The 26,155-nt window shown below is 69.9% G+C and carries 19 protein-coding genes; 10 read left to right on the top strand and 9 right to left on the bottom strand.

Features of this window, described 5'->3' with window-relative positions:
• Positions 1 to 65: 65 nt before the first annotated feature.
• The 4 genes from WKC72_RS33175 to dnaK are packed head-to-tail and all read right to left on the bottom strand — an operon-like array spanning position 66 to position 4,171.
• Positions 66 to 473 (bottom strand): heat shock protein transcriptional repressor HspR, encoded by a 408-nt coding sequence (locus WKC72_RS33175; RefSeq protein WP_037243519.1) that lies wholly within the window; start codon positions 471 to 473, stop codon positions 66 to 68.
• Positions 473 to 1,657, bottom strand: coding sequence for a molecular chaperone DnaJ (gene dnaJ / locus WKC72_RS33180; protein WP_005238348.1), 1,185 nt, complete (start codon positions 1,655 to 1,657; stop codon positions 473 to 475). The genes WKC72_RS33175 and dnaJ overlap by 1 nt, the downstream gene beginning before the upstream one ends.
• A gap of 22 nt (positions 1,658 to 1,679) precedes the next feature.
• Positions 1,680 to 2,330, bottom strand: coding sequence for a nucleotide exchange factor GrpE (gene grpE / locus WKC72_RS33185; RefSeq protein ID WP_370180881.1), 651 nt, complete (start codon positions 2,328 to 2,330; stop codon positions 1,680 to 1,682).
• Positions 2,327 to 4,171 carry a molecular chaperone DnaK gene (gene dnaK / locus WKC72_RS33190; RefSeq protein ID WP_037243515.1) on the bottom strand — a complete coding sequence of 615 codons (1,845 nt, stop codon included), beginning with the start codon at positions 4,169 to 4,171 and terminating at the stop codon, positions 2,327 to 2,329. The genes grpE and dnaK overlap by 4 nt, the downstream gene beginning before the upstream one ends.
• A 283-nt stretch (positions 4,172 to 4,454) precedes the next feature.
• Between dnaK and WKC72_RS33195 the strand changes: the two genes are divergently transcribed.
• Positions 4,455 to 5,021 (top strand): hypothetical protein, encoded by a 567-nt coding sequence (locus WKC72_RS33195; protein WP_112299545.1) that lies wholly within the window; start codon positions 4,455 to 4,457, stop codon positions 5,019 to 5,021.
• A gap of 6 nt (positions 5,022 to 5,027) precedes the next feature.
• Here WKC72_RS33195 and WKC72_RS33200 read toward each other — a convergent pair whose 3' ends face one another.
• Together WKC72_RS33200 and WKC72_RS33205 are read right to left on the bottom strand one after the other, a co-directional pair.
• Entirely contained in the window at positions 5,028 to 5,288 is a 261-nt protein-coding gene (locus tag WKC72_RS33200) for a hypothetical protein (RefSeq protein ID WP_005238337.1), read from the bottom strand.
• Positions 5,289 to 5,358: 70 nt separating this feature from the next.
• Positions 5,359 to 5,679 (bottom strand): hypothetical protein, encoded by a 321-nt coding sequence (locus tag WKC72_RS33205; RefSeq protein ID WP_370180882.1) that lies wholly within the window; start codon positions 5,677 to 5,679, stop codon positions 5,359 to 5,361.
• 132 nt (positions 5,680 to 5,811) lie between these two features.
• On the opposite strand from WKC72_RS33205, the gene WKC72_RS33210 reads away from it, so the two are divergent.
• The 4 genes from WKC72_RS33210 (at position 5,812) to WKC72_RS33225 (ending at position 10,599) form a co-directional block, all read left to right on the top strand.
• Entirely contained in the window at positions 5,812 to 6,354 is a 543-nt protein-coding gene (locus tag WKC72_RS33210) for a DinB family protein (RefSeq protein WP_037243509.1), read from the top strand.
• 448 nt (positions 6,355 to 6,802) lie between these two features.
• The gene (gene galT, locus WKC72_RS33215; RefSeq protein ID WP_370180883.1) at positions 6,803 to 7,969 is read left to right on the top strand and encodes a galactose-1-phosphate uridylyltransferase; all 1,167 of its coding nucleotides are present in this window, start codon (positions 6,803 to 6,805) and stop codon (positions 7,967 to 7,969) included.
• Positions 7,966 to 9,210 carry a galactokinase gene (galK, locus tag WKC72_RS33220; protein WP_370180884.1) on the top strand — a complete coding sequence of 415 codons (1,245 nt, stop codon included), beginning with the start codon at positions 7,966 to 7,968 and terminating at the stop codon, positions 9,208 to 9,210. The genes galT and galK overlap by 4 nt, the downstream gene beginning before the upstream one ends.
• Positions 9,211 to 9,279: 69 nt before the next feature.
• Positions 9,280 to 10,599 (top strand): DUF2252 domain-containing protein, encoded by a 1,320-nt coding sequence (locus tag WKC72_RS33225; RefSeq protein WP_268791236.1) that lies wholly within the window; start codon positions 9,280 to 9,282, stop codon positions 10,597 to 10,599.
• 5 nt (positions 10,600 to 10,604) lie between these two features.
• On the opposite strand, the gene WKC72_RS33230 is transcribed toward WKC72_RS33225, so the two are convergent.
• The 3 genes from WKC72_RS33230 to WKC72_RS33240 all read right to left on the bottom strand — a co-directional run bounded on the left by WKC72_RS33230 (position 10,605) and on the right by WKC72_RS33240 (position 17,468).
• Positions 10,605 to 12,101 carry a dynamin family protein gene (locus WKC72_RS33230; protein WP_011597678.1) on the bottom strand — a complete coding sequence of 499 codons (1,497 nt, stop codon included), beginning with the start codon at positions 12,099 to 12,101 and terminating at the stop codon, positions 10,605 to 10,607.
• Entirely contained in the window at positions 12,098 to 13,942 is a 1,845-nt protein-coding gene (locus tag WKC72_RS33235) for a dynamin family protein (RefSeq protein ID WP_037243504.1), read from the bottom strand. Before WKC72_RS33235 ends, WKC72_RS33230 begins: the two co-directional genes overlap by 4 nt.
• Before the next feature lie 172 nt (positions 13,943 to 14,114).
• Positions 14,115 to 17,468: an IniB N-terminal domain-containing protein gene (locus tag WKC72_RS33240; RefSeq protein ID WP_370180885.1), complete on the bottom strand. Its 3,354-nt coding sequence runs from the start codon at positions 17,466 to 17,468 to the stop codon at positions 14,115 to 14,117.
• A gap of 358 nt (positions 17,469 to 17,826) precedes the next feature.
• Here WKC72_RS33240 and WKC72_RS33245 point away from each other — a divergent pair, with 358 nt between their 5' ends.
• The 5 genes from WKC72_RS33245 (at position 17,827) to WKC72_RS33265 (ending at position 25,914) form a co-directional block, all read left to right on the top strand.
• Positions 17,827 to 19,656, top strand: coding sequence for an Hsp70 family protein (locus WKC72_RS33245; RefSeq protein WP_370180886.1), 1,830 nt, complete (start codon positions 17,827 to 17,829; stop codon positions 19,654 to 19,656).
• A 7-nt stretch (positions 19,657 to 19,663) separates the two neighbouring features.
• Positions 19,664 to 21,607: a LuxR C-terminal-related transcriptional regulator gene (locus tag WKC72_RS33250; protein WP_370180887.1), complete on the top strand. Its 1,944-nt coding sequence runs from the start codon at positions 19,664 to 19,666 to the stop codon at positions 21,605 to 21,607.
• 150 nt (positions 21,608 to 21,757) lie between these two features.
• Positions 21,758 to 22,933, top strand: a complete 1,176-nt coding sequence (locus WKC72_RS33255; RefSeq protein WP_370180888.1) for a hypothetical protein — start codon at positions 21,758 to 21,760, stop codon at positions 22,931 to 22,933.
• A 113-nt stretch (positions 22,934 to 23,046) separates the two neighbouring features.
• Positions 23,047 to 24,366 carry a S1 family peptidase gene (locus tag WKC72_RS33260; protein ID WP_037243494.1) on the top strand — a complete coding sequence of 440 codons (1,320 nt, stop codon included), beginning with the start codon at positions 23,047 to 23,049 and terminating at the stop codon, positions 24,364 to 24,366.
• Positions 24,367 to 24,603: 237 nt separating this feature from the next.
• A complete protein-coding gene (locus tag WKC72_RS33265; protein ID WP_037243492.1) occupies positions 24,604 to 25,914 on the top strand; it encodes a S1 family peptidase in 1,311 nt (436 codons plus the stop codon).
• Positions 25,915 to 26,155 lie beyond the last annotated feature (241 nt).

A 26,155-nucleotide genomic window follows, 5' to 3' on the forward strand; every position in this document is an offset into this window, starting at 1 on the left:
TCGCACTGGTTCACTCCGACAGGACCAGTGCGACATCGGTTCGGTTCACCCGAGAGATCGCCGGGTCAGCGCTGGTGTCGCGGCTTCCACACGACGAGCGCATTGCTCCGCGGGATCGGCACGAGGTCGCGCCGGTAGCCGGCGTGAACCTTCGCGATCTCCTCGGCGAGCTCGCGAACCCGGTGCTGCAGAGCCTCCACCTGGTTGGTGAGTTCGATGATCCGCTTGATTCCGGCGAGGTTGACACCCTCGTCCTGGGAGAGGCGTTGCACCTCGCGCAGCAGCGCCACGTCCCGCGGCGAATATCGTCGCCCGCCACCGGACGTGCGGTGCGGGGTGACGAGACCGAGCCGGTCGTAGTTGCGCAGCGTCTGCGCATGCATGCCCGCGAGTTCCGCGGCCACCGAGATCACGAAGATCTGGGCGTCCGGATCAACGGCGGTCTCCCGTGGATCCTGGGTCGTATCGCTCATCAGGCACCTGCCCACCCGGCCCTGGGATCGAATCCGCTGGCCTTCTCTGCTTCCAGATAGGTCTTGAGTGCTTCGGTTGCCGGGTCGTCGAGCTTCTGCGGAACAGCGACCTTGACCGTGACCAGTAGGTCACCAGCGCCGCCGGCACGCTTGGGAACACCTCGGCCGCGCACACGCAGAACCCGGCCGTCGGCTGTGCCCGCCGGAATCTTCACACCGACACGCCCCTCCAAGGTGGGGACGGAGACGGTGGTTCCGAGCACGAGCTCACCGTAGCTGACGGGGACGACGAGGGTGAGGTCGTCGCCGTTGCGGCCGAACACCTTGTCGGGGCGCACCCGGACCGTGACGAACAGGTCGCCCGACGGCGCGCCGCGCAGGCCCGCCTCGCCCTGGCCTGCCAGCCGGATCTTCTGTCCGTCGCTGACACCCGCGGGGACGCGGACGGTGATGGTGCGGGTCCGGTTGGTGACACCGTTGCCGTGGCACACCTCGCACGGCGAGTCGATGATGGAGCCGGTACCGCGGCAGTCGTCGCACGGCTCACTGAACCCGAACGCGCCCTGGTTGCGGCTGACGATTCCGGTCCCGTTGCAGCGCGGGCAGACTCGCGGGCTGGTTCCCGGCTTGGCACCGCTGCCGTGGCAGGTGGTGCACGGCGACGGGCTGGTCAGTCGCAGCGGAACCGTGACGCCCAGTGTGGCTTCGCGGAATTCGAGAGTCGTCTCCGTCTCGACGTCGCTTCCACGACGGGGTCGGTTGGTCGTGCGGGTCGCGCCGCCGCCACCGGCGCCGCGATTGAACAGGCCACCGAAGATGTCGCCGAGGCCGCCGTCACCGGCCGCCGCGCCGCCGCCACCGAACAGGTCGTTGATGTCGAATCCGCCCTGGCCGAACCCGCCGGCTCCGGGGTTGAATCCGCCGCCGCCCTGACCGAAACCGCCGCTCGCGAACAGCCGCCGGGCCTCGTCGTATTCCTTGCGCTTGGCAGGGTCCGAGAGCACGGCATGTGCTTCGCTGACGGACTTGAAACGCTCCTCGGCCTTCGTGTCACCGGGATTCGCGTCGGGATGAAGGTCGCGGGCGAGCTTGCGGTACGCCTTCTTGATCTCGTCCGCGGATGCGTGGGACGAGACGCCCAGCTCCTTGTAGAAGTCCTTTTCGATCCACTCCCGTTGGCTCACTGGGCGTCTCCTCCTCTCGCTCTTACTCTTGTTCCGACTCGGCGGGCTTCACGGCCTCGTCGGAGGTGTTCGCGCCGGCATCGCCGGCACGATCGATTACAGCTACCATCGCATGCCGCAGGACGCGATCACCGAATTTGTAGCCCTTTCGCATCACCGTGCCGAGAACGGGGTCGTGACCCTCACCCTCGTGCTGCACTGCCTCGTGCAGCGCCGGATCGAATGCGTCGCCCTCGGCACCGAAGTCGCTCAGACCGAGCGAGGTGAGGGTGCCGGTGAGCTTGTCCGCCACACCCTTCAGCGGCCCCGAGTCGAGGTCGCCGTGGCTGCGTGCACGGTCGAGGTCGTCCAGCACCGCGATGAGCTCACCGACGACGGACGCCTTGGCGTTCGCGATGTCGGCCTGCTTGTCGCGCTGGACGCGGCGACGGTAGTTGGCGTACTCCGCCTGCAGTCGCTGCAGGTCGGCGGTGCGCTCCGCCAACTCGTCCGTCTCCGGAGCTGCCGTCTCCGGCAGGGCCCCTTCGTCCACCGAGCCGGGCTCCGGAGCGGCAGCGGTGCCCGCGAGGGGCTCCACTACCGGCTCCGAATCCCGCGTCTGACCGGTCTCGGGGTCGATCTTCCGCTTGTCCACGAAAGTGACCGGTTCCTGCTCGGTGTTGTCGGACGTCACTTCTTCTCCGAGTCGGACGGCTCGTCCACGACCTCGGCGTCGACGACGTCGTCGGCGCCACTCGCGCCGGAGCCGTCGGTGTTGGCGGCTTCCTCAGCGGCACTGGCCTCGTAGATCGCCTGGCCGAGGGCCTGCGACTCGGTGGCCAGCTTCTCGACCGCGGTCTTGACGGCCGCGATGTCGGTGCCTGCGAGAGCGTCGTTGGCTTCCTTGATGGCAGCCTCGACCTTCTCCTTGACGTCGGCGGGCACCTTGTCCTCGTTGTCCTTGATGAACTTCTCGGTCTGGTGCACCAGCGACTCGGCCTGGTTGCGCACCTCGGCCTCCTCGCGGCGGGCCTTGTCTTCCTCGGCGTGAGCCTCGGCGTCCTTGACCATCCGCTCGATCTCTTCCTTGGACAGACCGGAGCCGTCCTGGATCTTGATCGTGTTCTCCTTGCCCGTGCCCTTGTCCTTGGCGGTCACGTGCACGATGCCGTTGGCGTCGATGTCGAAGGTGACCTCGATCTGCGGCACGCCACGCGGGGCGGGCGGCAGGTCGGCCAGCTCGAACGAGCCGAGCAGCTTGTTGTGCGAGGCGATTTCGCGCTCACCCTGGAACACCTGGATCTGCACCGAGGGCTGGTTGTCGTCAGCCGTGGTGAAGGTCTCGGAACGCTTGGTCGGGATGGTGGTGTTGCGCTCGATGAGCTTGGTCATCACGCCACCCTTGGTCTCGATGCCGAGGGACAGCGGGGTGACGTCGAGGAGCAGCACGTCCTTGACCTCGCCCTTGAGGACGCCGGCCTGCAGGGCGGCGCCGACGGCGACGACCTCGTCCGGGTTGACGCCCTTGTTGGGCTCGCGGCCACCGGTCAGCTCACGCACCAGATCGGAGACGGCGGGCATGCGAGTGGAACCACCGACGAGCACGACGTGGTCGATGTCCTTGACGGCGATGCCGCTGTCCTTGATCACGGCCTGGAACGGCGCGCGGGTGCGGTCGAGAAGATCGGACGTGATCTTCTGGAACTCGCTGCGGGACAACTGCTCGTCGAGGAACAGCGGGTTCTTGTCCGCGTCGACGGTGATGTAGGGCAGGTTGATCGAGGTGCTCTGCGAGGAGCTCAGTTCGATCTTGGCCTTCTCGGCAGCCTCACGGAGACGCTGCAGGGCCATCTTGTCCTTGGTCAGATCGATGCCGTTCTGAGCCTTGAACTTGTCGACGAGCCACGTGACGATGCGCTCGTCCCAGTCGTCACCACCGAGGTGGTTGTCGCCGGACGTGGCGCGAACCTCGACGACGCCGTCGCCGATTTCGAGCAGCGAGACGTCGAAGGTGCCGCCACCGAGGTCGAAGACCAGGATGGTCTGTTCCTTGTCACCCTTGTCGAGGCCGTAGGCCAGTGCGGCCGCGGTGGGCTCGTTGACGATGCGCAGGACGTTGAGTCCGGCGATCTGACCGGCTTCCTTGGTGGCCTGACGCTGGGCATCCTCGAAGTACGCGGGGACGGTGATCACGGCGTCCGTGATGTCCTCACCCAGGTACGCCTCGGCGTCGCGCTTCAGCTTCATGAGCGTACGCGCGCTGATCTCCTGGGGCGTGTACTTCTTACCGTCGATCTCCACGTTCCAGTCGGTGCCGATGTGGCGCTTGACGGAGCGGATGGTGCGGTCGACGTTCGTGACGGCCTGGTTCTTGGCGGGCTGGCCGACCAGCACCTCACCGTTCTTGGCGAAGGCGACGATCGACGGGGTGGTGCGTGAACCTTCGGCGTTGGCGACCACTACGGGCTCGCCGCCTTCCAGCACAGACACGACCGAGTTCGTTGTACCGAGGTCGATACCGACGGCACGAGCCATAGTGTTCCTCACTTTCGTTTTGCAGTCCTGTGGGCAGGATTTTCATTACTGAACTGCGATGTTGGCGCTTAGTGAGCGCCCTCCGCTCAAGTTTGCACTCCGACACCGTCGGGAGTCAATTCGAACTTGAGTCTTGCACGCTCATGTTGTCGTAAGGCTCAACGGAGGGGTGCGGAGATTTGTTCCCGGATGCCCACATCTTTTTTCGCGCCTCGTTCCGGGGCCGCCGACGCGGATCCGCGCGTCGGCACGCCACGGTACGGCAGGTCGATAGGATCGCAGCGTGACGACACCCGAACAGCCGCCACGCCGGCCGGAGCCGCCGCGACCCGTACCGCCGCGTCCGGAGTTCGCAGTCACCCCGCTGCGCGCCACCCCCACCGATGCCACCCCGAAGGCCGTCGCGGTGTCGCTGTCCGCCTGGGTGGGATCGTTCGTCGTTCTCGCCGGGATCGCCGGGGCCATCGCGCTCGACCTCGGCGCGGTCCGCGACGCCCTCGAGGCCTCGGTCGCCGCGGACAATCCCGGGGACTCCGCGACGGACATCACCGACACGGTGAACCTGACGCTGATCGGCAGCGGCGCCATCGCCGTCGTCCTGATCCTCCTCGGACTGCTGGGGATACAACTCCTGCGCGCGCGGAAACCGGCGGGCCAGATCACCCTCGCCGTCGTAGGCGTCCTCAGCGCCGCCGGCGGGGTGGGCCTGTGGACCCTGCTGTCCGACGCCGGTGATGCGACCGCCGGTGTGCTGCAGTGGGCGCCGCTCGCCTACAGCGCCCTCGTCGCGGTAGGAGTGCTCGCCCTGTTCGCCCCCGGTGTGTCTCCGTGGCTGCGCCGGAACCGCTGACCGGGCTCACACCTGGCACGGATCGGTGCTGCCGTGGAACTCCGGGTCCGGGTCGTATTCGCGGTTGGACGTACCCGAGTACTCGGGATCGGGGTCGTACTCGTCGTTGGTCGTCCCCGTGAAGTCGGGGTCCGGGTCGTACTCGTCGTTGGTCGTGCCCTCATAGGAGGAGTTGCAGGCCGGGTGGGCGGCAGCGGTCTGGGTCACGGACGCGGCGCCGAACACGAGAGCCACGGCTGCCAGTGCGGTCATCGTCGTGCGGATCATGATGATTCCTTTCATCGGTGGGCTGATCATCGGTGGGCTGAGCGGACCGAGAAGAGAGAACCGGGCGGGGTCACCCGGGTGCGGGCTGGTGGGGCATCGCGGGTTCGTCCGCGCCGATCCGGCTCGACCCGGCGATATCGGGATGGCGCGTCACCGTGGGGGTACCCAAATCGGGGCCCGCGACACCCGGCGCGAGCGGCGGAATCGTCAGGGCTCGCCTGAATTCCATCCGCCCGCCGGTGTCGCTCTCGGCGGCGGTCGAGGCGTACGCGACCGTGCCGACTCCCACCGCGACGGCGACGAGGACGGGCGACACCATGGCCCCGAGAACGCGGGGCCATACGCGTCGGCGTGAAGGCCGGGGCGCCGGTCCCGGGGAGTCGAAGTTCATACCGAGAATCCTTCGCGGCGGACGCTTTCCGCACATCCAGGAAGGCACCCAACTTGGACCCCGAGAAAAACCCTGAGAAGGCCTTCCTAATGAGGACCGTTTCTGACCTCAATCGCTTCTACTGTTCTTCTCATGACCACTTCGCAGAAGTCCCCGGCCACCGGTGAGCGCGCCGACCTCCTCCAGATCCTGCAGGAGCAGCGTGCCACCCTATTGATCACCGTCCGCGGCATCGACGACGAACAGGCACGGCAGCGCTCGACCGTCAGCGACCTGACGCTCGGCGGACTGATCAAGCACGTGTCCCACACCGAAAAGCACTGGGTCGAGACGATTCTCGAACCCGACGAGAATGCCGAGTTCGACATGGAGTGGGCGATGGAGAAGTACTACATGCGCGACGACGAAACCCTCGAGGGACTGCTCGCCGACTACGCCGAGGTGGCCCGCGCGACGGAGGCCGCCGTGGCCGGCCTCGACGACCTGGATGTGCTCGTCCCACTGCCCACCGCACCCTGGGCGCCCGAGCGGCAGTGGTGGACGGTCCGCCGGACCCTGCTCCACATCATCCGGGAGACCGGCCACCATTCCGGTCACGCCGACATCATCCGGGAATCCCTCGACGGCGGAAACACCACGATGCAGATGGGCGCCGACGCCGGCATGGAGTTCTGACCCACCCGGCAGAACAGACGAAAACACCTCACCGGGTTCAGGTTCCGGTGAGGTGTTCTCTTCTCAGCGTGTGGCGTCATCTAGTGTTGACTGACTCCTGCGGTTCAACTTTGCGCCGACTGGTGAAAACCATGGTGCCCCCATGCCGGGGCACCGGCTACCTACCCCAGGGTGAATGTCGACCCCCCGGTCTCTGCGTGCATGGGCACCCCGGCGTGCAACCGCGCGGCCTGACGGACCGCCGTTCGCCGATCGTCGGATGTCATCCTGCCTCGCAACTGGATTGCCGCAGTGTGGCAACCGGGTACGGCCGTAGATGTGCACAATTACGCTCGTATGTTGACTTTCGAATTGCAGTCGACAGAATTGGGTATGGCCTCAACGAACAACCCGGTCGACCACGTCGGCGACCCCGTGGTGACGCGGGAGAACCGGGACGGACTCGTCGATGACCGTGCTTGACGAACAGGATGAGCGGGAGGCCGCCACGAAGCGCCGGATGCGCAAGACCCGGACGACCCTCGCGGACGGCCGCGAACTCATCTACTTCGACGACTCGGAGCCGTACGTGTCGGGCGGCGCCACCCGCGAGCTGGTCGATTCACGTCCGCTGCCTGCGGCGGTGTCGCAATCGCAGATGCGCTTCGACGTGCTCACCGGGGAATGGGTGGTCATCGCTGCCCAGCGGATGGACCGCACGTTCCTGCCGCCGCCGGACGCGTCGCCGCTCGCCCCGAGCGTGCCGGGCAAGGCGCCCACGGAGATTCCGGCCGACGACTACGACGTGGTGGTGTTCGAGAACCGTTTCCCGTCGCTGGCGACGGCCGCCGCCGAGCAGGACCTCCCGGACTGCGTCGACGGAGAAGCGTTGTGGCCGTTGGCACCGGGAGCGGGCAGGTGCGAGGTCGTGTGCTTCACCAGCAACCCCGATGCCGCCTTCGCCACCCTGAGCGTCGACCGGGTCCGCACCGTCGTCGACGTCTGGGCCGACCGCACCGCCGAACTGTCGGCGCTGCCGGGGGTCCGGCAGGTGTTCTGCTTCGAGAACCGGGGCAAGGAAATCGGCGTCACCCTGACCCATCCACACGGGCAGATCTACGCCTACCCGTACCTGCCGCCCCGCACCGACGCGCTGATCCGGCGCTCCCGCGAGCACTTCGAGAGCACCGGGCGGCTGCTGCTCGCCGACGTCCTCGACGCCGAAACACGATCCGGCAGGCGCGTGGTCCTGACCGCCAAACACTGGACCGCGTACGTTCCCGCCGCCTCGCGCTGGCCGCTGGAGGTGCATCTCGCACCGCACCGCGACGTCCGTGACCTCACCGAACTGTCCGAAGACGAGCGGGACGAACTCGCCCACGTCTATCTCGAACTGCTGCGGCGGGTCGACCGGTTTTTCGAGGGTGTCGCTGCCGTGCCCTACATCGCTGCGTGGCACCAGGCGCCCGTCGGCGAGGACCGCCCGCTCGGACGCCTGCACCTGCAACTGTTCTCGATGATGCGGTCGCCGGGCCGGATGAAGTACCTGGCGGGATCCGAGTCCGGGGTGGGGGCGTGGGTCAACGACACCACCCCCGAACGCATCGCCGACCGGCTGCGGGAGGTGGCGTCGTGAGTGCGGCGCGGTGGGTCGACCCGGTCGACGTCCACACGGTCGCGGCCGCCGCGGAGGCGTTGTTCCGCAGCACGTTCGGCGGCGCCGCAGACGGAGTCTGGGCTGCGCCCGGCCGGGTCAACCTCATCGGCGAGCACGTCGACTACGCCGGCGGACTGGTGCTGCCGTTAGCCCTCCCCTACGTGACCGTGGCCGCCGTCCGAATGCGCGACGACGACATCCTGCACGCCGTGTCCACGCACACCGACGAGACCTGGCAGGGTCTGCTCGCCGATGTCGCGCCGGGCCACCCGGCCGGCTGGGCCGCGTATGTCGCCGGGGTGGTGTGGGCGCTGCGCCGGTCCGGACATCTCACGGCGGGAACGGGTTTCGACGTGGCGGTGCATTCGACGGTCCCGGTCGGCTCCGGGCTGTCGAGTTCGGCCGCGCTCGAGTGCGCATTCGCACTCGCTGTCGCCGACCTCGCCGAACTACCCACGGACGACGCAGGCCGCCGGCCACTGATCGACGCGTCCATCCTCGCGGAGAATGAGATCGCCGGCGCGTCCACCGGCGGCATGGACCAGTCGGTCGCGATGCTCGCCCGCCCCGGCCACGCCCTGCTCCTCGACTGCCGGGACGGCGCCACCCGGCACGTCCCGCTCGACTTCGGCTCCGCAGGCGCCCGACTTGTCGTCATCGACACCAACGCGCCGCACCGGCTGGTCGACGGCCGGTACGGCAACCGGCGCGCCGTCATCGAGAAGGCCTGCGCCGACCTCGGCATCGCCTGCCTGCGCGACGTCGCCGACGCCGACGCGGCGGTCGCGGCACTGAGCTCCCCGGCTGCGCAGCGGGCCCGGCACGTACTCGGCGAAATCGACCGGGTCCGTGAGGTCGCCGATCTGCTCGACCGCGGACGGATCGCCGACATCGGCGACGCCCTGAACCGCTCGCACGCCTCCCTGCGCGACGACTACGAGGTCAGCTCCGTCGAACTCGACGCCGCCGTCGACGCCGCGGTCGAGGCGGGCGCCTGGGGTGCGCGGATGACCGGCGGCGGCTTCGGCGGCTCCGCGATCGCCCTCGTGCCCACCGACCGGGTCGACACGCTCGTCGCCGACGTCGTCCGCCGGGCCCACTCCGCCGGTCTGCCGGTCCCCCAGTTCCTGCACGCCGAGCCGTCGGGCTCGGCACACCGACTCGGAAATTCCCACGACACCACCACTCGAGCGAAATCTGGGAACTCCGCTGGAGCGTAGACGTACCGTGGTGCAGTGCGGTCGTGACGAGGCGTGCGGCGCCTCGTCGACCGCGAGAAGGAGGCTGGTGTGGACGTCGCCGATTCCACGAGGCAGGGTCGGATCGTGGAGGTCCTCGTCGAGGCCTTTGCCGATCTGATGGAGGCGGACCCGAGCGCGTTTCGCACGAAGTTCCGGAAGATGGCCGCCGATCCGTTCGCCTTCTACCGGGGCAGCGCCTGCCTCTTCTACGACGATCTGCGTGACTTCGACGATCCGTGGGCGGACGAGCGCACCGGCCGAGTGTGGATTCACGGCGATCTGCACCTGGAAAATTTCGGCACGTACATGAACTCGGAAGGCACCCTCGTCTTCGACGTCAACGACTTCGACGAGGCGTACGTGGGGCCGTTCAGCTGGGATCTTCGCCGGTTCGTCGCGAGTCTCGCACTGATGGGCTGGCAGAAGGCCCTCCCCGAGAGCGATGTCCGGGCGCTGGCCGACACCTATCTGCGCAATTACGTCGAGCACGTCCTGCATTACGTGCAGAGGGAGGCGGACGAGGCGTATGCGCTGCGCCTGGACAATTCGCGCGGCGCCATCCAGGACCTGCTGCTGAGCGCGCGTCTCGCCACCCGGGTGGACCTGCTCGAGTCCGTCACGGTGATCGAGGACTACGACCGGCGTTTCCGGCGGGGCCGCGGAGTCCGCGAACTCGACGAGGAGGAACGCACGACCGTCTGCGAGGCGCTGGACACGTACATCGAGAGGGTGCCCCGCAGCAAGCGATCCGCGCGACCGGTGTTCTACCGGGTCAAGGACGTGGTCGGGCGGAAGGGCTTCGGGATCGGCAGCGCCGGCCTCCCGGCGTACAACGTGCTCATCGAAGGGGCGACCCAGGCACTCGAGAACGACATCGTGCTCTCCCTCAAGCAGGGCAATGTCGCCGCGCCGAGCCGTGTCGTCGACGAACCGCGTGTCCGCGACTACTTCGAGCACGAAGGCCACCGCACGGTGGTGAGTCAGCGGGCTCTGCAGGTTCACACCGATCCGCTGCTCGGCTACACGGAGATCGGTGACACCGGTTTCGTGGTCGCCGAACTCTCCCCGTACGAACTGGACCTCGACTGGTCGGACCTCACCGAACCGGAGGACATCGCGCCGGTGCTCGAGGACCTCGGCCGGGCGACGGCGAAGGTGCATTGCGTCTCCGACGAGGACAGCGATCAGACCCTGGTCACGTTCCAGACCGAGGAGGCCATCCAGAGCGTCGTCGACGGCAGGCTGGACGAGTTCGTCGGCGAAATCGTCGACTTCGGCATCGCGTACGCCGAGGTGAGCCGCAAGGATCACCAGCTGTTCGTGAACGCGTTCCGGGAGGGCGAGATCGGGGGCGTGTCCGCGACCTAGCCGAGCTACAGGCGGACGGTGTTCAGTTCCTCCAGAACACCTTCCGCGCTGCGGGCGGCGACGGTGCACGCTCTCGCGGTGAACTGGTCGAGCAACGGGTGGCGCGCTCGTTCGCGCCACTTCCGCACCGCGGCGAGTGCCCGCATCCTCTGCAACTCCACGGAGTCGTCGCCGTCCGTGCCCAGTCGTTCGGCGATCTGGATCCCGAATCCGCCGATCAGGCGTTGCAACTCGGCCACGTCGTCGGCGGGCAGTCCCACCTCGGTGGACCGCAGCCGCCCGAGCAGGCGCAGTTCCTGGAAACCGTGCACGTCGGAGAGCAGCCGTTCAGCCGACATCAGGATCTCGCCGGCACCCGGCACCGGATGCGCCGTGAGCACCCGCTTGAGTGCCACGAGCGCCGAATGGGTCTTCAACTGGTCGGCCCGCTGCCCGAACTGGATGTCGATCACCTGACGCAATTCGTCGAGGCCGCTGCGTTCCACCAACTCGGCCGCCAGCGTCGGCGAGTCCTTGGTGCCCAGCCGGATCAGGGTGACGGCCATCCGGATCCCGAAGAGCCCGAAGCGGTCTGCCAGCTGGGCCCGCATACGGGCGTCCACGGGCAGGGGACTGTCCTCACGCGCGAACCGGTCGGCCGACAGCATCGCCAGGTTCAGATCGTCGACCGGGACCTCGGCCAGATGCTGGAACGCGGTGAACTCGGCCTGACGCATCGTGCGGGCCCCGAGAGCCAGCAGACCCGCGACGGGGACGACTGCCTGGCACAGCCCGGTGCGCTCGAGTTCGCCCGCGAACCGGGACGCCACCTCCTTGGCGGACATCATGGCGTCCAGGCGTCCCGCCCCCACCTCGTCGGCTCGCGACACGACACCGACCACACCGAGCGGTCCCGATTCGTCGCCCACGTGGTCGCCGATCTGACCGAGGAACTGGACGTCGGTCGCGTTGAGCGTGCGCAGCAGGTAGACCACGGCGTCGGCGCCGGACGCCTCGTTGTCGGGGGTGAGCATCTCGAGGGTGCGGGCCGAGACGTCGCGCGACAGCGAGGACGTGCCCGGGGTGTCGATGATCGTCGTGTGCGCCAGGGCGGACGACGGCCACTCCACGTCGAGGCGGTCCACCTGGTCGGCGGTGAGGTGGCCGAGGTCGAACGTGAGATGTCCGTCGCGGCGCAGCACCGGGACGTTGGCGGAGCGCTGTGCGCCGCTGCCGGGGTCCGGCTGGTACCAGGCCGTCACGGTGGGTGTCGACCCGCTCCGGTACCAGGTGACGACGCGGGTGCACTCGGTCGCGTCGGTGGGCGCGATGTCCTGCCCCACCAGGGAATTGAGCAGTGTGGACTTGCCTGCTTTCAACGAGCCGGCCAGGGCCACCCGCAGGGGTTGTTCCAGTCGCCGGGCGCATTCGGTCAGCTGATCCCGGATCTCGGGTCTGCCCGCGTACAACTGCCGGGCGGACGCGATGAGTGCCCGGGCCTCGTGAAGCGGAGCGGCCGTCATGCCGTGACCGCTCCCGCGTCGCCTGCGACGAGTTGCGCGGCTTGCTGTTTCAGTTCGGATGCGACGTGCAGATCCTTCTCGAGCTGCGCGATCCGGCGGGTCCGTTCGGTGGACTCGAGGTTCGCCGCCTCCTGCGCGCCGCGCAGCGAGTCGTTGATCGACCGCAGCGCCTGCTCGGCGATCGCGCTGAAATGATCGCGCAGCAACCGCTGGATCGACCGGAGCCGATCCTTCGACTCCTTGCCCACCTGGAAGCTGGCGTCGTCGGCGAACCGGCGGATCGCGGCCTTCGCCTCTGCACGCCGCTTCAGGATCCGGCTCTCCTTGTCTTCCCGGTACGCCTTGGTGCCGAGGAGGACTCCGGCGCCGATCGAGATCGGATTGACCAGGGCCATCCCCATCATGGTGGTGATCAGACCGAACATGAGGACGCCGCCGTACGATCCGCGCATCCCGACGAGAACCTTCTGGGTGATGCCGATGCGTCCGGCCTCGAGGTCCGCGAGCGAGGCCACCGGTTCGAGGACACCGTCGACGTTCGCGACGTCCAGGTGCGGCAGTTCGACGGCACCCGTCTCGGCGAAGTGCTGCGCCACCACCTCGGCCAGCCACAGCGCGCGGTCGTGGGCCCACACGAAGTTGTCGCCGATCGCGGTGGCGAATTCCTGCTCGAGCCACTGGCCCAGCGCGTCCCAGTCCTTACCGGGGTCGCCCTCGTCGACGGTCTCCTCCGCCTCGCGGGTGACGCGGCGCAACCGGTCCCGGAGGTCGTGGTCGATGTCCGCGGCCAGGTCGGCGATGCCGTCACCCAGCGTCTGCTGCCACAGCGACGTCTTCTTGTGCAGCTCCTCGGCGGCGGCCTTCGCCTTCTGCAGTTCCGCGACCGCGGCGACACCCTTCGCCGGGTCACGCAGGGCGGCAAGCTCACTGCCGATCCCCAGCGTGAGATGCTCGGCCGCGGAGGACACGTCCAGCGACACGGCCCGGCGCGTGTTCGCCTCCGCGCGCGCCACCACCCGCTCGCGCAGGAACGCGTACAGGTCGACGAAACCGGATTCGGTGTTGAGTTCCTCGTCCTGCAGTCGCAGCGCGTGCGAACGCAGCACCGAGGAGATCGGGATCAGGGGAACGTCGAGACCGGCCCGCGCGAGGTGCCCGCGGTCGGCCTCGACGATCTCGCGCCAGTGCGGGTACAGGTCCGTCTTGCTGATCAGGCACGCCACCGACGGGCACAGGCTCGTCACCTGACGGATGAAACCGAGCTCCGGTTCGGTGAATTCCTGGCTGGCGTCGGAGAGAACGAACACGGCGTCCGACGCCGGGATCAGCCCGAGTGTGCTCGCGGCGTGTGGGTTGCCTGCACCGCCCACGCCGGGCGTGTCGACGAGGACCAACCCGTCGGCGAGGAGCGGGCTCGGGACGTTGACCTCCACCCGCAGCACCTCCCGGCCCTCGGCGCGGGGCGAGGCCGGAGTGATGCCGTTCAGCTCGTCGAGCGGAAGAGGAACCCGGATCGGGTCGGCACCCGGATCGGCGAGGACCAGTTCCGCCGACGCCGTCTCGGCGTTCTGGACGACGGTGGGGATCGCGGTGGTCTCGTCGTCACCCACCGAGCACACGGTGAGGTTGAGAAGGGAGTTCACGAACTGGCTCTTGCCCTGCTTGAGCGGTCCGACCACCACGATCCGCATCCGCGGGTCCTGCACCCGGGTCCGGGCCGAGTCGAGGCGCTGCGCCAGATCGCCGCGACCGAACCTCTTCGCCACGTCCAGGGCCTGCTCGAGCAACGCCGTCATCGACGGGGACCCGGCTGGACTCTTCTCGGCGGCTGCACTGTCCATGAGCTTCGTTGACCCGCAATTCTTCCGACCTCTGTGCGGACACCACGTTCAGTGCACCGACACCCGACTGTGTGAAACAGCCCCGCACGCATAACGCGTCCGGGGCTGATTTCGTTACATCGTACGGCGGTTCCGGCCGCCCCGTCTGGGGGATGCCGGAACCGCCGTCTCATCACGGCTCGAGGTGATCGACCACGTCCGTGACGTCGTGCGTCGTGGCCACCGAGGTGTCGGTGTCGCCGAACAGCGAGCCGTCGGTGTCCGCGTGCAGGCCCGAGTCGGCGCCGAACGCGTTGTCCGCGTCGATCGACGACCAGGTGTCGGCTCCGGTGTCGACGGCACCGCCCAGGGTGGACCCCAGACCGCCTGCGATCGAACCGGTGGTGTCGGCCACGACCCCGCCGACCGCACCGAGGTCGGCCGAACCGTCCGTGGTCGCGTCCGCGTCGGCGGAACCGCCGGCCGACGCTCCACCCTCGACCGAACCACCGGCGGACGCTCCGCCGTCGATGGCACCGCCCACTGCGGCTCCACCGTCGACCGCTCCGCCGACCGCACCGTCGAGTGCGCCTCCGACCGAGGTGCCGAGCGATCCGAGGCCACCCACGCCACCGGACAATCCGGCGCCGAGGCCGGTGACCGCGTCGGTGGTGGCATCCAGGCCACCGGTCAGACCGGCAGTGGCGTCGACCGCGCTGTCCAGGCCGCCTTCGATTCCACCGGCCACGTCGCCGCCGACCCCGGCCGCGGCATCGACCGTGCCACCGAGGCTTCCGCCGACATTCGCGGCCGTGTCCAGGGCGCCACCGACCGTGCCACCCAGGTTGGCCGCCGTGTCCAGGGCGCCGCCGAGGTTCGCGTCCAGGCTCGCACCGGCGTCGGCGACCGCGCCGACCGAGGCGCCTGCCTCGCCCACCGCGTCGACGGCACCGCCGACGCTGCCGGTCAGTGCGGAGCCGAGGCCCGCACCGGTGTCGAAGATTCCACCCAGACCACCGGTGAGGCCGCCGGTCAGACCGGCGCCCAGGCCACCCGCCGTGTCCAGTCCGCCGACCAGGTTGGTTCCGAGGCTGCCGCCCAGGTCCGCCCCGGCGTCGGCAACCGCACCGACACCCGCCGCGACACCGGCACCGATGCCTGCCGCGGCGTCCGCGCCACCCGCCACGCCGCCGCCGACGGCGCCGCCCACGTTGCCCGTGACGTCACTGCCCACGTCGAGCAGTCCGCCGAGCGCGCCGTCGATGCCGCCCGTCAGGCCACCCACGAGATCGGTGCCCGCGTCGAGCGCACCGTCCAGGGCGCCGCCCACGCCGGCTGCGGCGCCGAGTCCGAGGTCGGCGTCCAGAGCGGAGTCCAGATCGAGTCCGCCACCGGCCTCCAGAGCCGTCTCCAGTGCGGAACCGAGGGTCGCGCTGAGGTCACCGTCGGCTCCGAGGACTCCGCCGAGAGCGGTGCCCAGCGTGCTGCCGATGCTTCCCTCCGCGCCGAGAACGCTGTCGAGGTCGAGGGCGCCGCCGGTCTCCAGCGCACCGCCGAGCACTCCGCCGAGCGCCGCGCCGAGGTCTGCGCCCGCGCCGCCACCGACACCGAACGCACCGCCGAGCAGGCCACCCAGGTCGGTCACTCCACCGAGGTCGACTCCGCCGTCCGCGCCGAGCACCGCGTCGAGGGCCGCACCCAGACCGGCGGTGGCGTCACCGTCGACTCCGAGCACCCCGCCGAGCGCGCCGCTGATGGTGGTTCCCAGGTCGGCACCGGTGTCGAGGACACCGCCCAGCCCGAGGCCGCTCTCCAGAGCGCCGCCCAGGACCGTGCCCAGGTTCGCGCCTGCCTCGCCGCCCAGCCCGAGGGCTCCGCTCAGCGCCGTCGTCAGCTCCGACGTCAGTTCCCCGCCGAGACCCAGGTCGGCGCCCAGCCCGAGGTCCAGTCCGCCGTCCAGCAGGCCGCCCAGGTCGATGTCCGTCACACCGCCTGCGCCGAGCACGGCGTCGAGGGTGCTGCCCAGTTCGCCGGCCAGGCCACCGTCCAGGCCGAGGGCTCCGCCGAGGACCGTACCGAGTGCGGCGTCCAGTCCCAGTCCGCTGTCGAGTGCGCCGGACAGGGCGCCGCCGAGGCCGCCGTCCAGGTCGAGGGCGCCGCCGAGCAGACCGCCCAGGGCTCCACCGAGATCGCCGCTGACGTCGCCGCCCGCGCCGAGGACGCCACCGAGGATGCCGCTCAGTGCGCCACCGAGGTCGCCGTCGGCACCGAGAACGGCGCCGAGGTCGAGCCCGCCACCGGCACCGAGAACGGCGTCCAGCGCGGTGCCCAGACCGGCCGTGAGGTCGCCGCCGACTCCGAGTTCGCCGCCGAGCAGTCCGCTCAGCGCACCGCCGAGGCTGCCGCCCGCACCGAGGATCGCGTCGAGGTCCAGTCCGCCACCCAGGTCCGCGATCGAACCGAGGGTCGCGCCGAGCGCGCCACCGAGGTCAGCGCTCAAGTCGCCGCCCGCACCGAGAACTCCGCCGAGTGCGCCACCGAGGACCGCGCCGAGGTCGGTGCCGAGGACTCCGCCGAGTGAGCCGGCGACGTCACCGAGCAGTTCACCGCCGAGCAGCCCTTCGAGGGTGGCGCCCAGTCCGCCGCCCGCGCCGATCGCCGCGTCGAGCGCACCGCCCAGCGCGCCACCGAGACCGGCGTCGACACCGAGCACGCCGCCGAGGGTCGTTCCGAGCACAGCACCGAGGTCGAGGCCGCCACCGAGTCCGGCGAGGATGTCACCGTCCAGGCTGCCACCGAGGTCGACGACGCTTCCGAGGGCGGCACCGAGAGCCGCACCCAGCTCGGCGCCCAGGTCGCCGCCGATCGACAGTGCGGGGGCGAGGATCCCGGTGAGACCACCGGCCACGTCGACCACCGGCAGGGCCGTGATCGCCGCGGTGAGGGTGGTGGCGAGCTGCGCGGTCAGGTCGGCGCCCAGCCCGAGCGCGCCTCCGAGCGCCCCGCTGATCGCGGCGCCGAGGTCGAGGGCGCCGTCGAGGTCGAGGCCACCCGTGAGGGAGAGTGCTGCGTCGAGGGCCGCACCCAGCGCGGCGCCGAGCTGCGCACCGATCTCGCCGCCGATCTCCAGCGCGGCACCGAGCGCGGCGCTCAGGCCGGCAGCCAGTTCCGCGGCGAAGTCGAAGTCGCCGCCCAGGCCGGCACCGAGACCGAGGCCTGCGCCGGCACCGATACCGACCGCACCGCCGAGACCGCCGCCGAGACCGAGGCCGCCGCCCAGTCCGCCACCGACACCTGCGCCGATACCGCCCGCAACATCACCGGCGACGTCGGCACCGGCGTTGACGATCGCGGCCAGGTCGGCCCCGCCGCCTGCGAACAGTCCCGACTCCGCGACCAGGGGAGCGACGGAGACGATGTCAGCGTGGCTCACACCCTGCAGGCCGGCGGCGCACAGCGCCTCGGTCGGGTTGGCGCAGTAGGCCGCCGCAGCCTGCTCGTCGCGAAGAAGGCCGAGGATGAAGTCGAGGACGGCGTTGGTAGCCATGGCAGCTCTCCTGTAGTCGAGGTTCGGGGAGTTCGGGTGGCCACCACAACTGCTGTGACGGCGAGTGAAATACACGTTATGGATCGGCGGCCCCCTTCCCAACGGGGCGGCGCCCCCTACTCGGGGACCCCGGTATCGGGGATCTCCCATCGGGGGTCGGGCCCTCCCCGTTAGGGGATGGGGGGCCATTAGGGGATCGGCCCCGTAACTGCCGTCGACCAGCGGCGTCGGCGTAACGAAACGGCCGCCACCCGCGACAATTCGAGTGACCACGACGGCATCGGCCGTCACATACGACGGCGGCACCGTCCGCCTGACGCAGGCGGCGTGACGCCCGCCCGGACCACAGGAGTGGAACATGGCTGCAGCGCTCGGCATCGGTGTCGGATCGGTCAATACGGTGGCCGCCGTCGACACGGACGGGGCGAGCGTGACGGATGCCGCCGACCTCACCGTCCTGTCCCGCGCAAGTGTTCTCCACCTCTCCCCCGACCGCGCACCCGTCCTCGGCGACGACACGAGCGAACCGGACGCGGTGACGGTGTCCGACTTCGCGAACCGCGTGGGCGACCCGGTCGGGATCCTCACCGACGACGGTTCGACCTACTCCGGTGAAGACCTCGTGGCCACCGCCGTGAGCTGCATCGTGCACGAGGCCGCGTCGGGCAGGCACGGCCTTCCGACCACCGTCGTCGCGCACCCGACCGTCTGGCCGCCGTACACCGTCGGTGTTCTCGCCGACGCGCTCGTGCAGGCCGGCGTCACGGACGCCACCCTGGTGTCGGAGGCGCAGGCTGTGATGACGTGGCTCGAACGGACCCGCGGCACCCTCGGCGACGCGTTGACCGTCATCTACGACCTCGGCGGCACCTCGCTCGACATCACCCTCTTCCGTTCGGACGCACACGGCACGGAGACCGGAATCCTCGGCAAGCCGGTGCGGTCCGAGGACTTCGGTGGCGCCCACTTCGACCACGCCACCATGCAGTACGTTCTCGGCAACGTCGCCGAGGAGTTCGGCGACATCGACCCGTTCGCCCCCGACACCGTCGCCGCCCTGACCCGGCTGCGCACCCGGTGCACCGCGGCGAAGGAGGCCCTGTCCTCCGACACCGAAGCCACCATCGGCATCGAGCTGCCCGGCATCTCCACCGACGTCCGGCTGGTGCGCTCGGAACTCGAAGACCTCATCCGCGAATCCCTGCAGGAATCGGTGACGCTGGTGCGCGAGAGCATCCACGCCGCCGGTCTCGAATCCAGCGACGTCACCCAGGTGGTGCTCACCGGCGGAAGCGCCTCCATCCCGCTGGTCGCCGAACTCCTGTCGGCGGAACTGCGCGTTCCCGTCGTCGCGGCCGAACGTCCGGGCCATACCGCGGCCCTGGGTGCAGCCCTGCTCGCCGCCGACAACGATGCGGGACGCGCCGCGGCCCCGACCGTCGCGCGGATGCCGGTCGTCGTGCCCACCGCGACGCCGGCCGCGGCAGCGCCCGCCGCCGCCCCGGTCACCGAGTCGGAGGCCGAGACCGTCGTCTTCGCCACCCGCACCCCCGCACCGACCCTCGCCGAGCCCGCCGCCACCGGCATGTCGCGGAAGAAGAAGGCCGGGATCATCACCGCCTCCGCCGCCGCCATCGCCCTGCTCGCCGCGGGTGGGCTGTCGCTCGGCACGGCCCTCGACGTCGCACCGTCCTCGTCCAGCTCGGGTTCGAGCACCTCGCAGTCGTCGAGCACGTCGGCGGGCGCGGCCTCCACGTCCGGTGTTCCGGCCGAGGCCGCCGCGACGGGCGCCGCTACTGCCGGCACCGAGGCGGCGGGCGTCGTCGCCGCGACCGGTGTCCCCGCCACCGCGGCCGGCGTCGCGACTCCGGTCGCCGCTCCCGGCACCGTCCCACCCGGCACCGTGGCACCGGTCGCGGCCGCACCCGTGGCCGCGGCGCCCGGCACCGCACCTGCTCCCGCGGCCGAAGTACCCGCTCCCGCACCAGCCCCAGCTCCCGCGCCCGCACCGGCCCCCGCTCCGGCCCCGAGCGTTCCCCAGACCGACGGCGGCGCCGCGATCGCCAACACCATCGTCGGCGGTGCCGGCGCGGTGGGTAACACCGTCAACGGAGTGGGCGACACGGTCGGCGGCGTCGTCGGCGGAGTCACCGGCCTGGTGCCCGGCGTCCTCGGCAACGGCGGATAGGGCGCCGGTGTCCACGCTGCCCTCACCGCTTCCTCCCACGGAACTCGCGGAGCTCGACGGCCCGCAACTGTCCGTTCTCGCATTGGTTCTGCTCGGCAGCGACCTCGACGAGACCGTGGTCGCCCGAGTACTCGACGTCGAACCCGACCGTGCCCGTGCCGCTGTCGACGCACTCCGCTCGGACGGCTGGGTCGACGAACGGGACGCGCTGGTTCTCGCGGACCGCACTCATCTGACGAGAACGCTCGGCGAGAACCGGCTGAACACGCTGGCTCGCCGCCTGCTCGCCCATCACGTCGAGCGCGGAACGCTCACGCTGCCCGTCGCCCGCGCGGTCGCCGCGACCGGCACACCGAGCGACGAACTCAGCCAATTCCTCTGCACCCAGGCCGAACTCGCCGAACCAGCGGCAGCCGTCGTGTTGTACGCCGAAGCCGGCCGGGTCGGCAGGCTCGGCGACAGCGCCGTCGTCGCCTACGCCGAGGCCTGCGCCCTGAACGGCGACCTCGACACCGCGGTCGGGCTGGCCGATTCGGTCCTCGAACGGTCCGGCACCGTCGACGATCCGGAACTCGCTGCGGCCGTCCGGATTTCGGCCGCCGGTGCCGCGTTCTGCGGCATGATCGATCGCAGTGCCGAACTGTACGCGTGGCTCGGCGCCGACCGGGCGGGCGCCGACGCGTCCCTCGCCGCCTCCCTCCTGGTGGTCGCGGGCCGGCTCGACAACGCCGAAGCCGTCCTCGCCACCAGTGCGGGCGCACCCCCCACTGCCGCCACCGCCGGCGCCGCACTCGTCGCGACCGGACTCGTCCAGTCCGTGACCGCGTCCGCCAACGCGGCACTGAATTCGCTGACCCGTGCGCTGTCGCTTCCCGGTCGCGCGTCCCGGCCACGGGTGCTGCCCGACTCCCCCGCCGCGATCACCGCCCTCGCCGCGCTCCACTGCGGCGAACTCGCCCACGCGGACGCCGTCCTCGGCCGGGCACGGGAGGCCGAACGGCCCGGCAGCGTCACCGCGAATCGGCATCAGCTGCTCACCGCCTGGACGTCCATGGTCCGCGGCGACCTCGCCGCGGCGCAGTCCCGGCTCGACGGCCTCGACACCGCGTCGATGCGGCAGCGCGATCTGCTGTTCGTCCACGGACTGCGGGTCGGGCTGGCCCGGCGCACCGGCGACAACGCGGCACTGCTCCAGGCCTGGGCGGGGGCGCAGGGTGTGATCGCCGAGTACTCGGTGGACCTGCTGAGCCTGCTGCCACTCGGCGAACTGTGGCTGACGTCGATCCGGGTCGGCGAACCCGCCCGGATCACCCACCTCGTCGAGGACGCGCAGTCGTTGCTGCGGACGCTCGGCGAGCCGGCGATGTGGGGTTCGGCGCTGCACTGGTACGGCGTGCAGGCCTCGATCCTCGCCGAATGCCCCGCAGACCTGATGCCCCACGCCCGCGCGCTCGGCGAGGCCGCCAAGGTCAGCACGTACGCGTCCGGGCTCGCCACCGCCGGTCGCGCGTGGCTGCGCGTGCTGCAGGGCGACATCGACGCCGCATCCGTCGAGGACGCGGCCCGCACCCTCGACCGGATCGGTCTGCCGTGGGACGGTGCGCGCCTCGCGGGTGAAGCGGCGCTGCGCGCGTCCGACACGAGGGTCGCGACCGCTCTGCTGCAGGTCGCGAGGGCGCTGCGGCAGCCGACGTCCGCGGGCAACGGCGCCGATTCCGCGGTCGTGTCGAGTCCCAGCATGCCGGGGGCGCTCACCGACCGCGAGGCCGAGGTCGCCGAACTGCTCGTTCAGGGGCTGACATACCGGGAGATCGGATCCCGCCTCTACATCTCCGCCAAGACGATCGAGCATCACGTGGCCCGGATCCGGCGGCGGCTGGGCGCCGGGTCGCGGTCGGAGCTGCTGTCGATGCTGCGCGCGATGGGCCACGGGTATTCCGCCGACTCCTGACCCGTGAGTACTTATTAACCGCGGGTGGTTGACAAGTACTCACGGGCGCCGAAGGCGCAGCCCCGTGTAACCATTCGACTGCGGCAGGCGACACACTGTGCACATGGTGCGATGACGCACTCCCTCGAACTGTGCCAGTAAGGATCTTTCATGACCACCGGAGTCGGACTCACCGTCGGCGATTCGGTTTCCACAGCGGTGGTGACCGCTTCCGGAACCGATGTGAGGACGATCGAACACCCGTCCGTCCTGTTCACGGCCCCGGACGGCACGGTTCAACTCGGCGACCCCGGCACGGAATCGACGGGCGCCGTCCGCGACTTCCTCGCCCGCGTCGGCGAACCCGCCGGCATCGAGTACGCCGGTTCGCTGACCCGCGCCGAGGACCTCGTCGCGACGGCGATGTTCTGCCTGTTCCGGGAGGCCGCGGACGGACTGTCGGGGACGGTGAAGGTCACCGCGACCCATCCGTCGGACTGGGCGCCGGAGATCGTCACGAAGCTGCGCGAATCCCTCGACTACATGGGTCTGAGCGAGGCGACGCTCATCCCCGAGTCGGTGGCACTCGCCGCCTCGCCGGAATCCCCTGCCCACGGCGCGGCACTGCTGGCGGCCGGGCTGGCACTGACCGACGAGGACACGACCGCTGACACCGAGTCGATCCCGATCGTCGAGGCCCCCCTGCACACCGCGTACTCCGCCGTGACGGCGATACCGGCAGTCGCGGCCGCTGCTGCCGCCGACGCGTCTCCGCCCGCCGAGACCGGGGCGTCCGCTCCCGCGAGCGCACCGACCCCGCCCGCCAAGCGCACGGACCGGCGGCCGCTGATCATCGCCGGTGCCGCCGCGGCCGCACTGGTGGTGGCGGGTGGCGCGCTCGCGTTCGCGCTCACCGGCAACGGCAGCACCGCGGTCCCGACGATCCAGGACGCCCAGACCGCGTCGGTGACGACGTCCAGCGCACGACCCACACCGGCCGCACCCGCCGTCCTCCCGACTGCGAGCACGCAGGAGGTGGCCGTGACGACGGAGGTCGAGGCCCCCAGCCCGGTCGCTCCCCCGCCTGCTCCGGTGGAGACGACATCCGTGTTCGTGCCGCCACCTCCGCCGCCCTCGACGACGCCGGTGATCACCCTCCCTTCGATCACCACGGTCCCGAAGACCACCACGACCACGACCGCCGCGACGACCACGACGCCGCCGCCGGAGACGACCACCACCACAACAACGACAACAACCACGACGACGATGAAGAAGGAACCCGCGGCCGCGATCACCACCACGACCACGACCCCGCCGCCCGCTCTGAAAAGTCCAGGTCAGTGAGGCTTCGGTCACACCTCCCCGACGGGCCGACCCGTCCGTAGCTTAAGGTGGGGCGCTGATACCCACCCCAGAAGGAATCCTCAGTGAAACGGATTCCGTGCAGAAGGGATTTCATGCGTAACGTGCTGGCGCACCGCGCCGCTGTTGTAGGCGCCTCGGCAATGCTTCTTCTCTTTCCGTTTTCCACTGCCGCCCAGGCCGACCCTGTTACGCAGCCCGACACCACTCAGCTGAGCGCCGACAAGTTGCCGGCCGAACTCGTCGAGGCCATCACCCGCGACCTGAAGATCAGCCCGCAGGAGTACCTCGACCGCGCCGCGAAGGCACAGGAGCTGGGTAGTTACGCCGAGGACTTCCGGGAGCAGCATCCCGACGACTTCGCCGGGGCGTGGATCGGTCTCGACGGCCAGCCTGTCGTCGCCGTCACCACGGACGAGGCCGCCGATGCCGCAGCCAAGGCCGGGTACGACACCCGTATTGCGCCCGTGTCCGCGAACGGCCTGGAGAAGACCCTCTCCGACGTGAACGGCTGGATCGCGGGACTGCCGAAGGACGTGGCTTCCCAGGTCAACTCCGCGTCGATCGACGTCCTCGAGAACCGCGTCGTCATCGACGTCGTCAACAGCCCCATCGGCCAGGCGCTGAACCTGCCGACGTTGCTCGCCAACGTCAAGGTCATGTTGAGCCCCGGCAGCGGCGGTCCGGTGGAGAGGGGTCCCCTCGCCGGTGACACCTACATCACTACCGCGGGTGAGCTGCCGAAGACGCCGATCTCGGAGATCTCCGTCTGCTCGCTCGGCTTCAATGCCGTGGACGACAGCGGCCAGGCCGTGAACATCAGCGCCGGGCACTGCAACCCCGCCGAGGGTCAGCCGTCGCCGGTCTTCCTCCCCAATCACCAGAACGTCGACGACAGCCAGCAGATCGGCGCGTTCTCGAAGTCCTCGGTGGGCAACCCGGCCGACAAGCTGGACTACTCGGTGATCAAGCTCAACGAGGCGGGCGTCAAGGCCGGTCTGGACCGCCCCGCGGTTCGCGGCGCGAACGGCACCACGCTGGAGATCACCGGCACCGCCCGGCCCGTCGTCGGCGCCCCGATCTGCAAGTCGGGTCAGACGTCGTCGTTCACGTGTGGCGTGGTCGCAGCAGACCACGTCGAGACTCAGCTGTTCGTCGCCGACGGTTCGAGCCGCGTGGTCAACGGTTTCGCCGGCACCGCCTGCACCCTTGCGGGTGACAGCGGCGGCGCCATCGTCACCGGAACCCTCGCGCTGGGTATCACCAGTGGTTCCAACGCCAGTGGCGCCCCCAACTGCACGGAGGCGAACCTGGTACTGGCACCGGAGGGTGGCACCGCCAGCCTGGGCATCCCGGTCGCGGACATCGTGGACACGCTCGGATCCGGGATGCGCGTGCGCACCATCTCCGACTAGATCTCCACCGATTCGCCCTGTGCCCGGTGTCCGTTTCTCTCGGACATCGGGCACAGGTGTTCAGGCGTGGTGTCCGCTTTGTCCTGCTGCGTCGTCCACCGAGAGTGTTACAGGTGGGAATAGACGGGGCGAACCCATATAGTCGACTCCGACTGTGTACGGCCTTACCTGTCGGGGGGTCGTATTCGTATGTGCCCGCGAGGCAACTGCGAACAAACAAACATCAGAAAGGCCCCCATGCGAAGCTCCATCGCACGTCGTGCCGCCGTGTTCGGCTCCGCCGCGCTGCTGCTCCTCGGTCCGGTCGCCGCCTCCGCTCAGGCCGATCCGGTCGAGCCCGGAGTGTCCGGCCAGGCCGCCAAGCTTCCCGCGGAACTGATCGACGCTATCCAGCGTGATCTGTCGCTGAGCCCGGACCAGTACCTGGAGCACTCCGAGCTGGGCCAGAAGCTGGCCGAGTTCGCGAAGATCGCCCGCACCCAGTTCCCGGATGCGTTCGCCGGAACGTGGCTCGACAACGCCGGCACCCCGATCGTCGGGCTCGCCGACGGCGCCGACAAGGACGCCGCCGTCGCCGCGGCCGAGAAGGCCGGCTTCCAGGTGAAGGATGTGGCGCAGAGCGAGAGCAGCCTGCAGGCTCAGGTGAAGTCGCTCGACGGGTGGCTGGACACCCAGCCGCCTGCCGTCGCGGATCTCGTTCGCGGCGTGGCAATCGACATCGTGAACAACGATCTCGTGCTCCGTGCGGACAACGTGGGCGGGTTGCAGCTTCCGGACTTCCTGAAGGGCGCACGCGTCGTGCAGTCGCCTGCCACGGCCGCTCCGCTGCCGTCCACCGACCTCACCCCCATCGCCGAACCGCTCCCCGCCGACGCCCTGCTGGGCGGCGACGCGTACGGCTCGCTGGGCGGCGGAGTCGGGCTGCGCTGCTCGCTCGGTTTCAACGGCACCGACAGCTCGGGCGGTCCGGTGAACATCACGGCAGGACACTGCGACCCCAACCGGGAGGCTGCCGGCACCTCGGAGGCGTCGGAGGCGTTCTCCCTGGTCCCGGGTGGCACCGGTCCGCGGATCGGCACCTTCGCCAAGACCAGCCTGGACATCCACGACTACTCGATCATCCGGGCCGACGACAACGCCGCACACCGGTTCGAGAACAACGGCGTCCGGGTTCCCGGCGCAGCGCCGGTCGCCATCACCGGTACGGCCGACCCGATTGTCGGCGCCCCGGTGTGCAAGTCGGGTCTGACCACCGGTTTCACGTGCGGTGTCGTGACGTCCGTCGCACAGACCGTCTCGGTCGGTGAGCGCACCCTGGCCGACAGCTTCTCGACCAGTATGTGCGCCCTGCAGGGCGACAGCGGCGGCACGATCGTGACCGGCACGCTGGCGCTCGGAATCTCGAGCGCCTCCAACGTCGGGCAGTACCCGATCTGCCAGGTCGCGGACGTCGTCACGTTCGTCCTCGGTGAGAGCCCCGAGTTGTTTGCCACGCCGATCAACGAGGTACTGGCCGAGAACCCGGGTCTGCGCGTGCGCACCTCGTAACGCTGAACCGACGACGACGGCCCGCTTCCCTTTCGGGGAGGCGGGCCGTCGTCGTCGGTCGCACTCAGGCTGCGTAGGGCCGGGCCCAGCCACGTCCAGCACGCACCGTCGGACACGTTCGCCGGACCGGGCACCCTCCGGCCATTCTCCATCCGGCGACCCACGCACGGCCGCACACCATTTCGCGCTACTCATGGAGGCGGAGAACTCCGAACGCACGTTCCACGGCGCCGCCCCCCCT

The sequence above is a fragment of the Rhodococcus wratislaviensis genome, assembly GCF_041228765.1.
Classification (GTDB): domain Bacteria; phylum Actinomycetota; class Actinomycetes; order Mycobacteriales; family Mycobacteriaceae; genus Rhodococcus_F; species Rhodococcus_F wratislaviensis.

Bases quoted from the DNA above. Each gene is read 5' to 3' on its own strand.
- WKC72_RS33260 (WP_037243494.1), top strand. From the start codon at position 23,047: ATGCGTAACGTGCTGGCGCACCGCGCCGCTGTTGTAGGCGCCTCGGCA.
- WKC72_RS33240 (WP_370180885.1), bottom strand. From the start codon at position 17,468: ATGGCTACCAACGCCGTCCTCGACTTCATCCTCGGCCTTCTTCGCGAC.
- WKC72_RS33255 (WP_370180888.1), top strand. From the start codon at position 21,758: ATGACCACCGGAGTCGGACTCACCGTCGGCGATTCGGTTTCCACAGCG.
- WKC72_RS33230 (WP_011597678.1), bottom strand. From the start codon at position 12,101: ATGACGGCCGCTCCGCTTCACGAGGCCCGGGCACTCATCGCGTCCGCC.
- dnaK (WP_037243515.1), bottom strand. From the start codon at position 4,171: ATGGCTCGTGCCGTCGGTATCGACCTCGGTACAACGAACTCGGTCGTG.
- WKC72_RS33210 (WP_037243509.1), top strand. From the start codon at position 5,812: ATGACCACTTCGCAGAAGTCCCCGGCCACCGGTGAGCGCGCCGACCTC.
- WKC72_RS33200 (WP_005238337.1), bottom strand. From the start codon at position 5,288: ATGATCCGCACGACGATGACCGCACTGGCAGCCGTGGCTCTCGTGTTC.
- WKC72_RS33245 (WP_370180886.1), top strand. From the start codon at position 17,827: ATGGCTGCAGCGCTCGGCATCGGTGTCGGATCGGTCAATACGGTGGCC.
- WKC72_RS33175 (WP_037243519.1), bottom strand. From the start codon at position 473: ATGAGCGATACGACCCAGGATCCACGGGAGACCGCCGTTGATCCGGAC.
- WKC72_RS33265 (WP_037243492.1), top strand. From the start codon at position 24,604: ATGCGAAGCTCCATCGCACGTCGTGCCGCCGTGTTCGGCTCCGCCGCG.
- galT (WP_370180883.1), top strand. From the start codon at position 6,803: ATGACCGTGCTTGACGAACAGGATGAGCGGGAGGCCGCCACGAAGCGC.
- WKC72_RS33205 (WP_370180882.1), bottom strand. From the start codon at position 5,679: ATGAACTTCGACTCCCCGGGACCGGCGCCCCGGCCTTCACGCCGACGC.
- WKC72_RS33235 (WP_037243504.1), bottom strand. From the start codon at position 13,942: ATGGACAGTGCAGCCGCCGAGAAGAGTCCAGCCGGGTCCCCGTCGATG.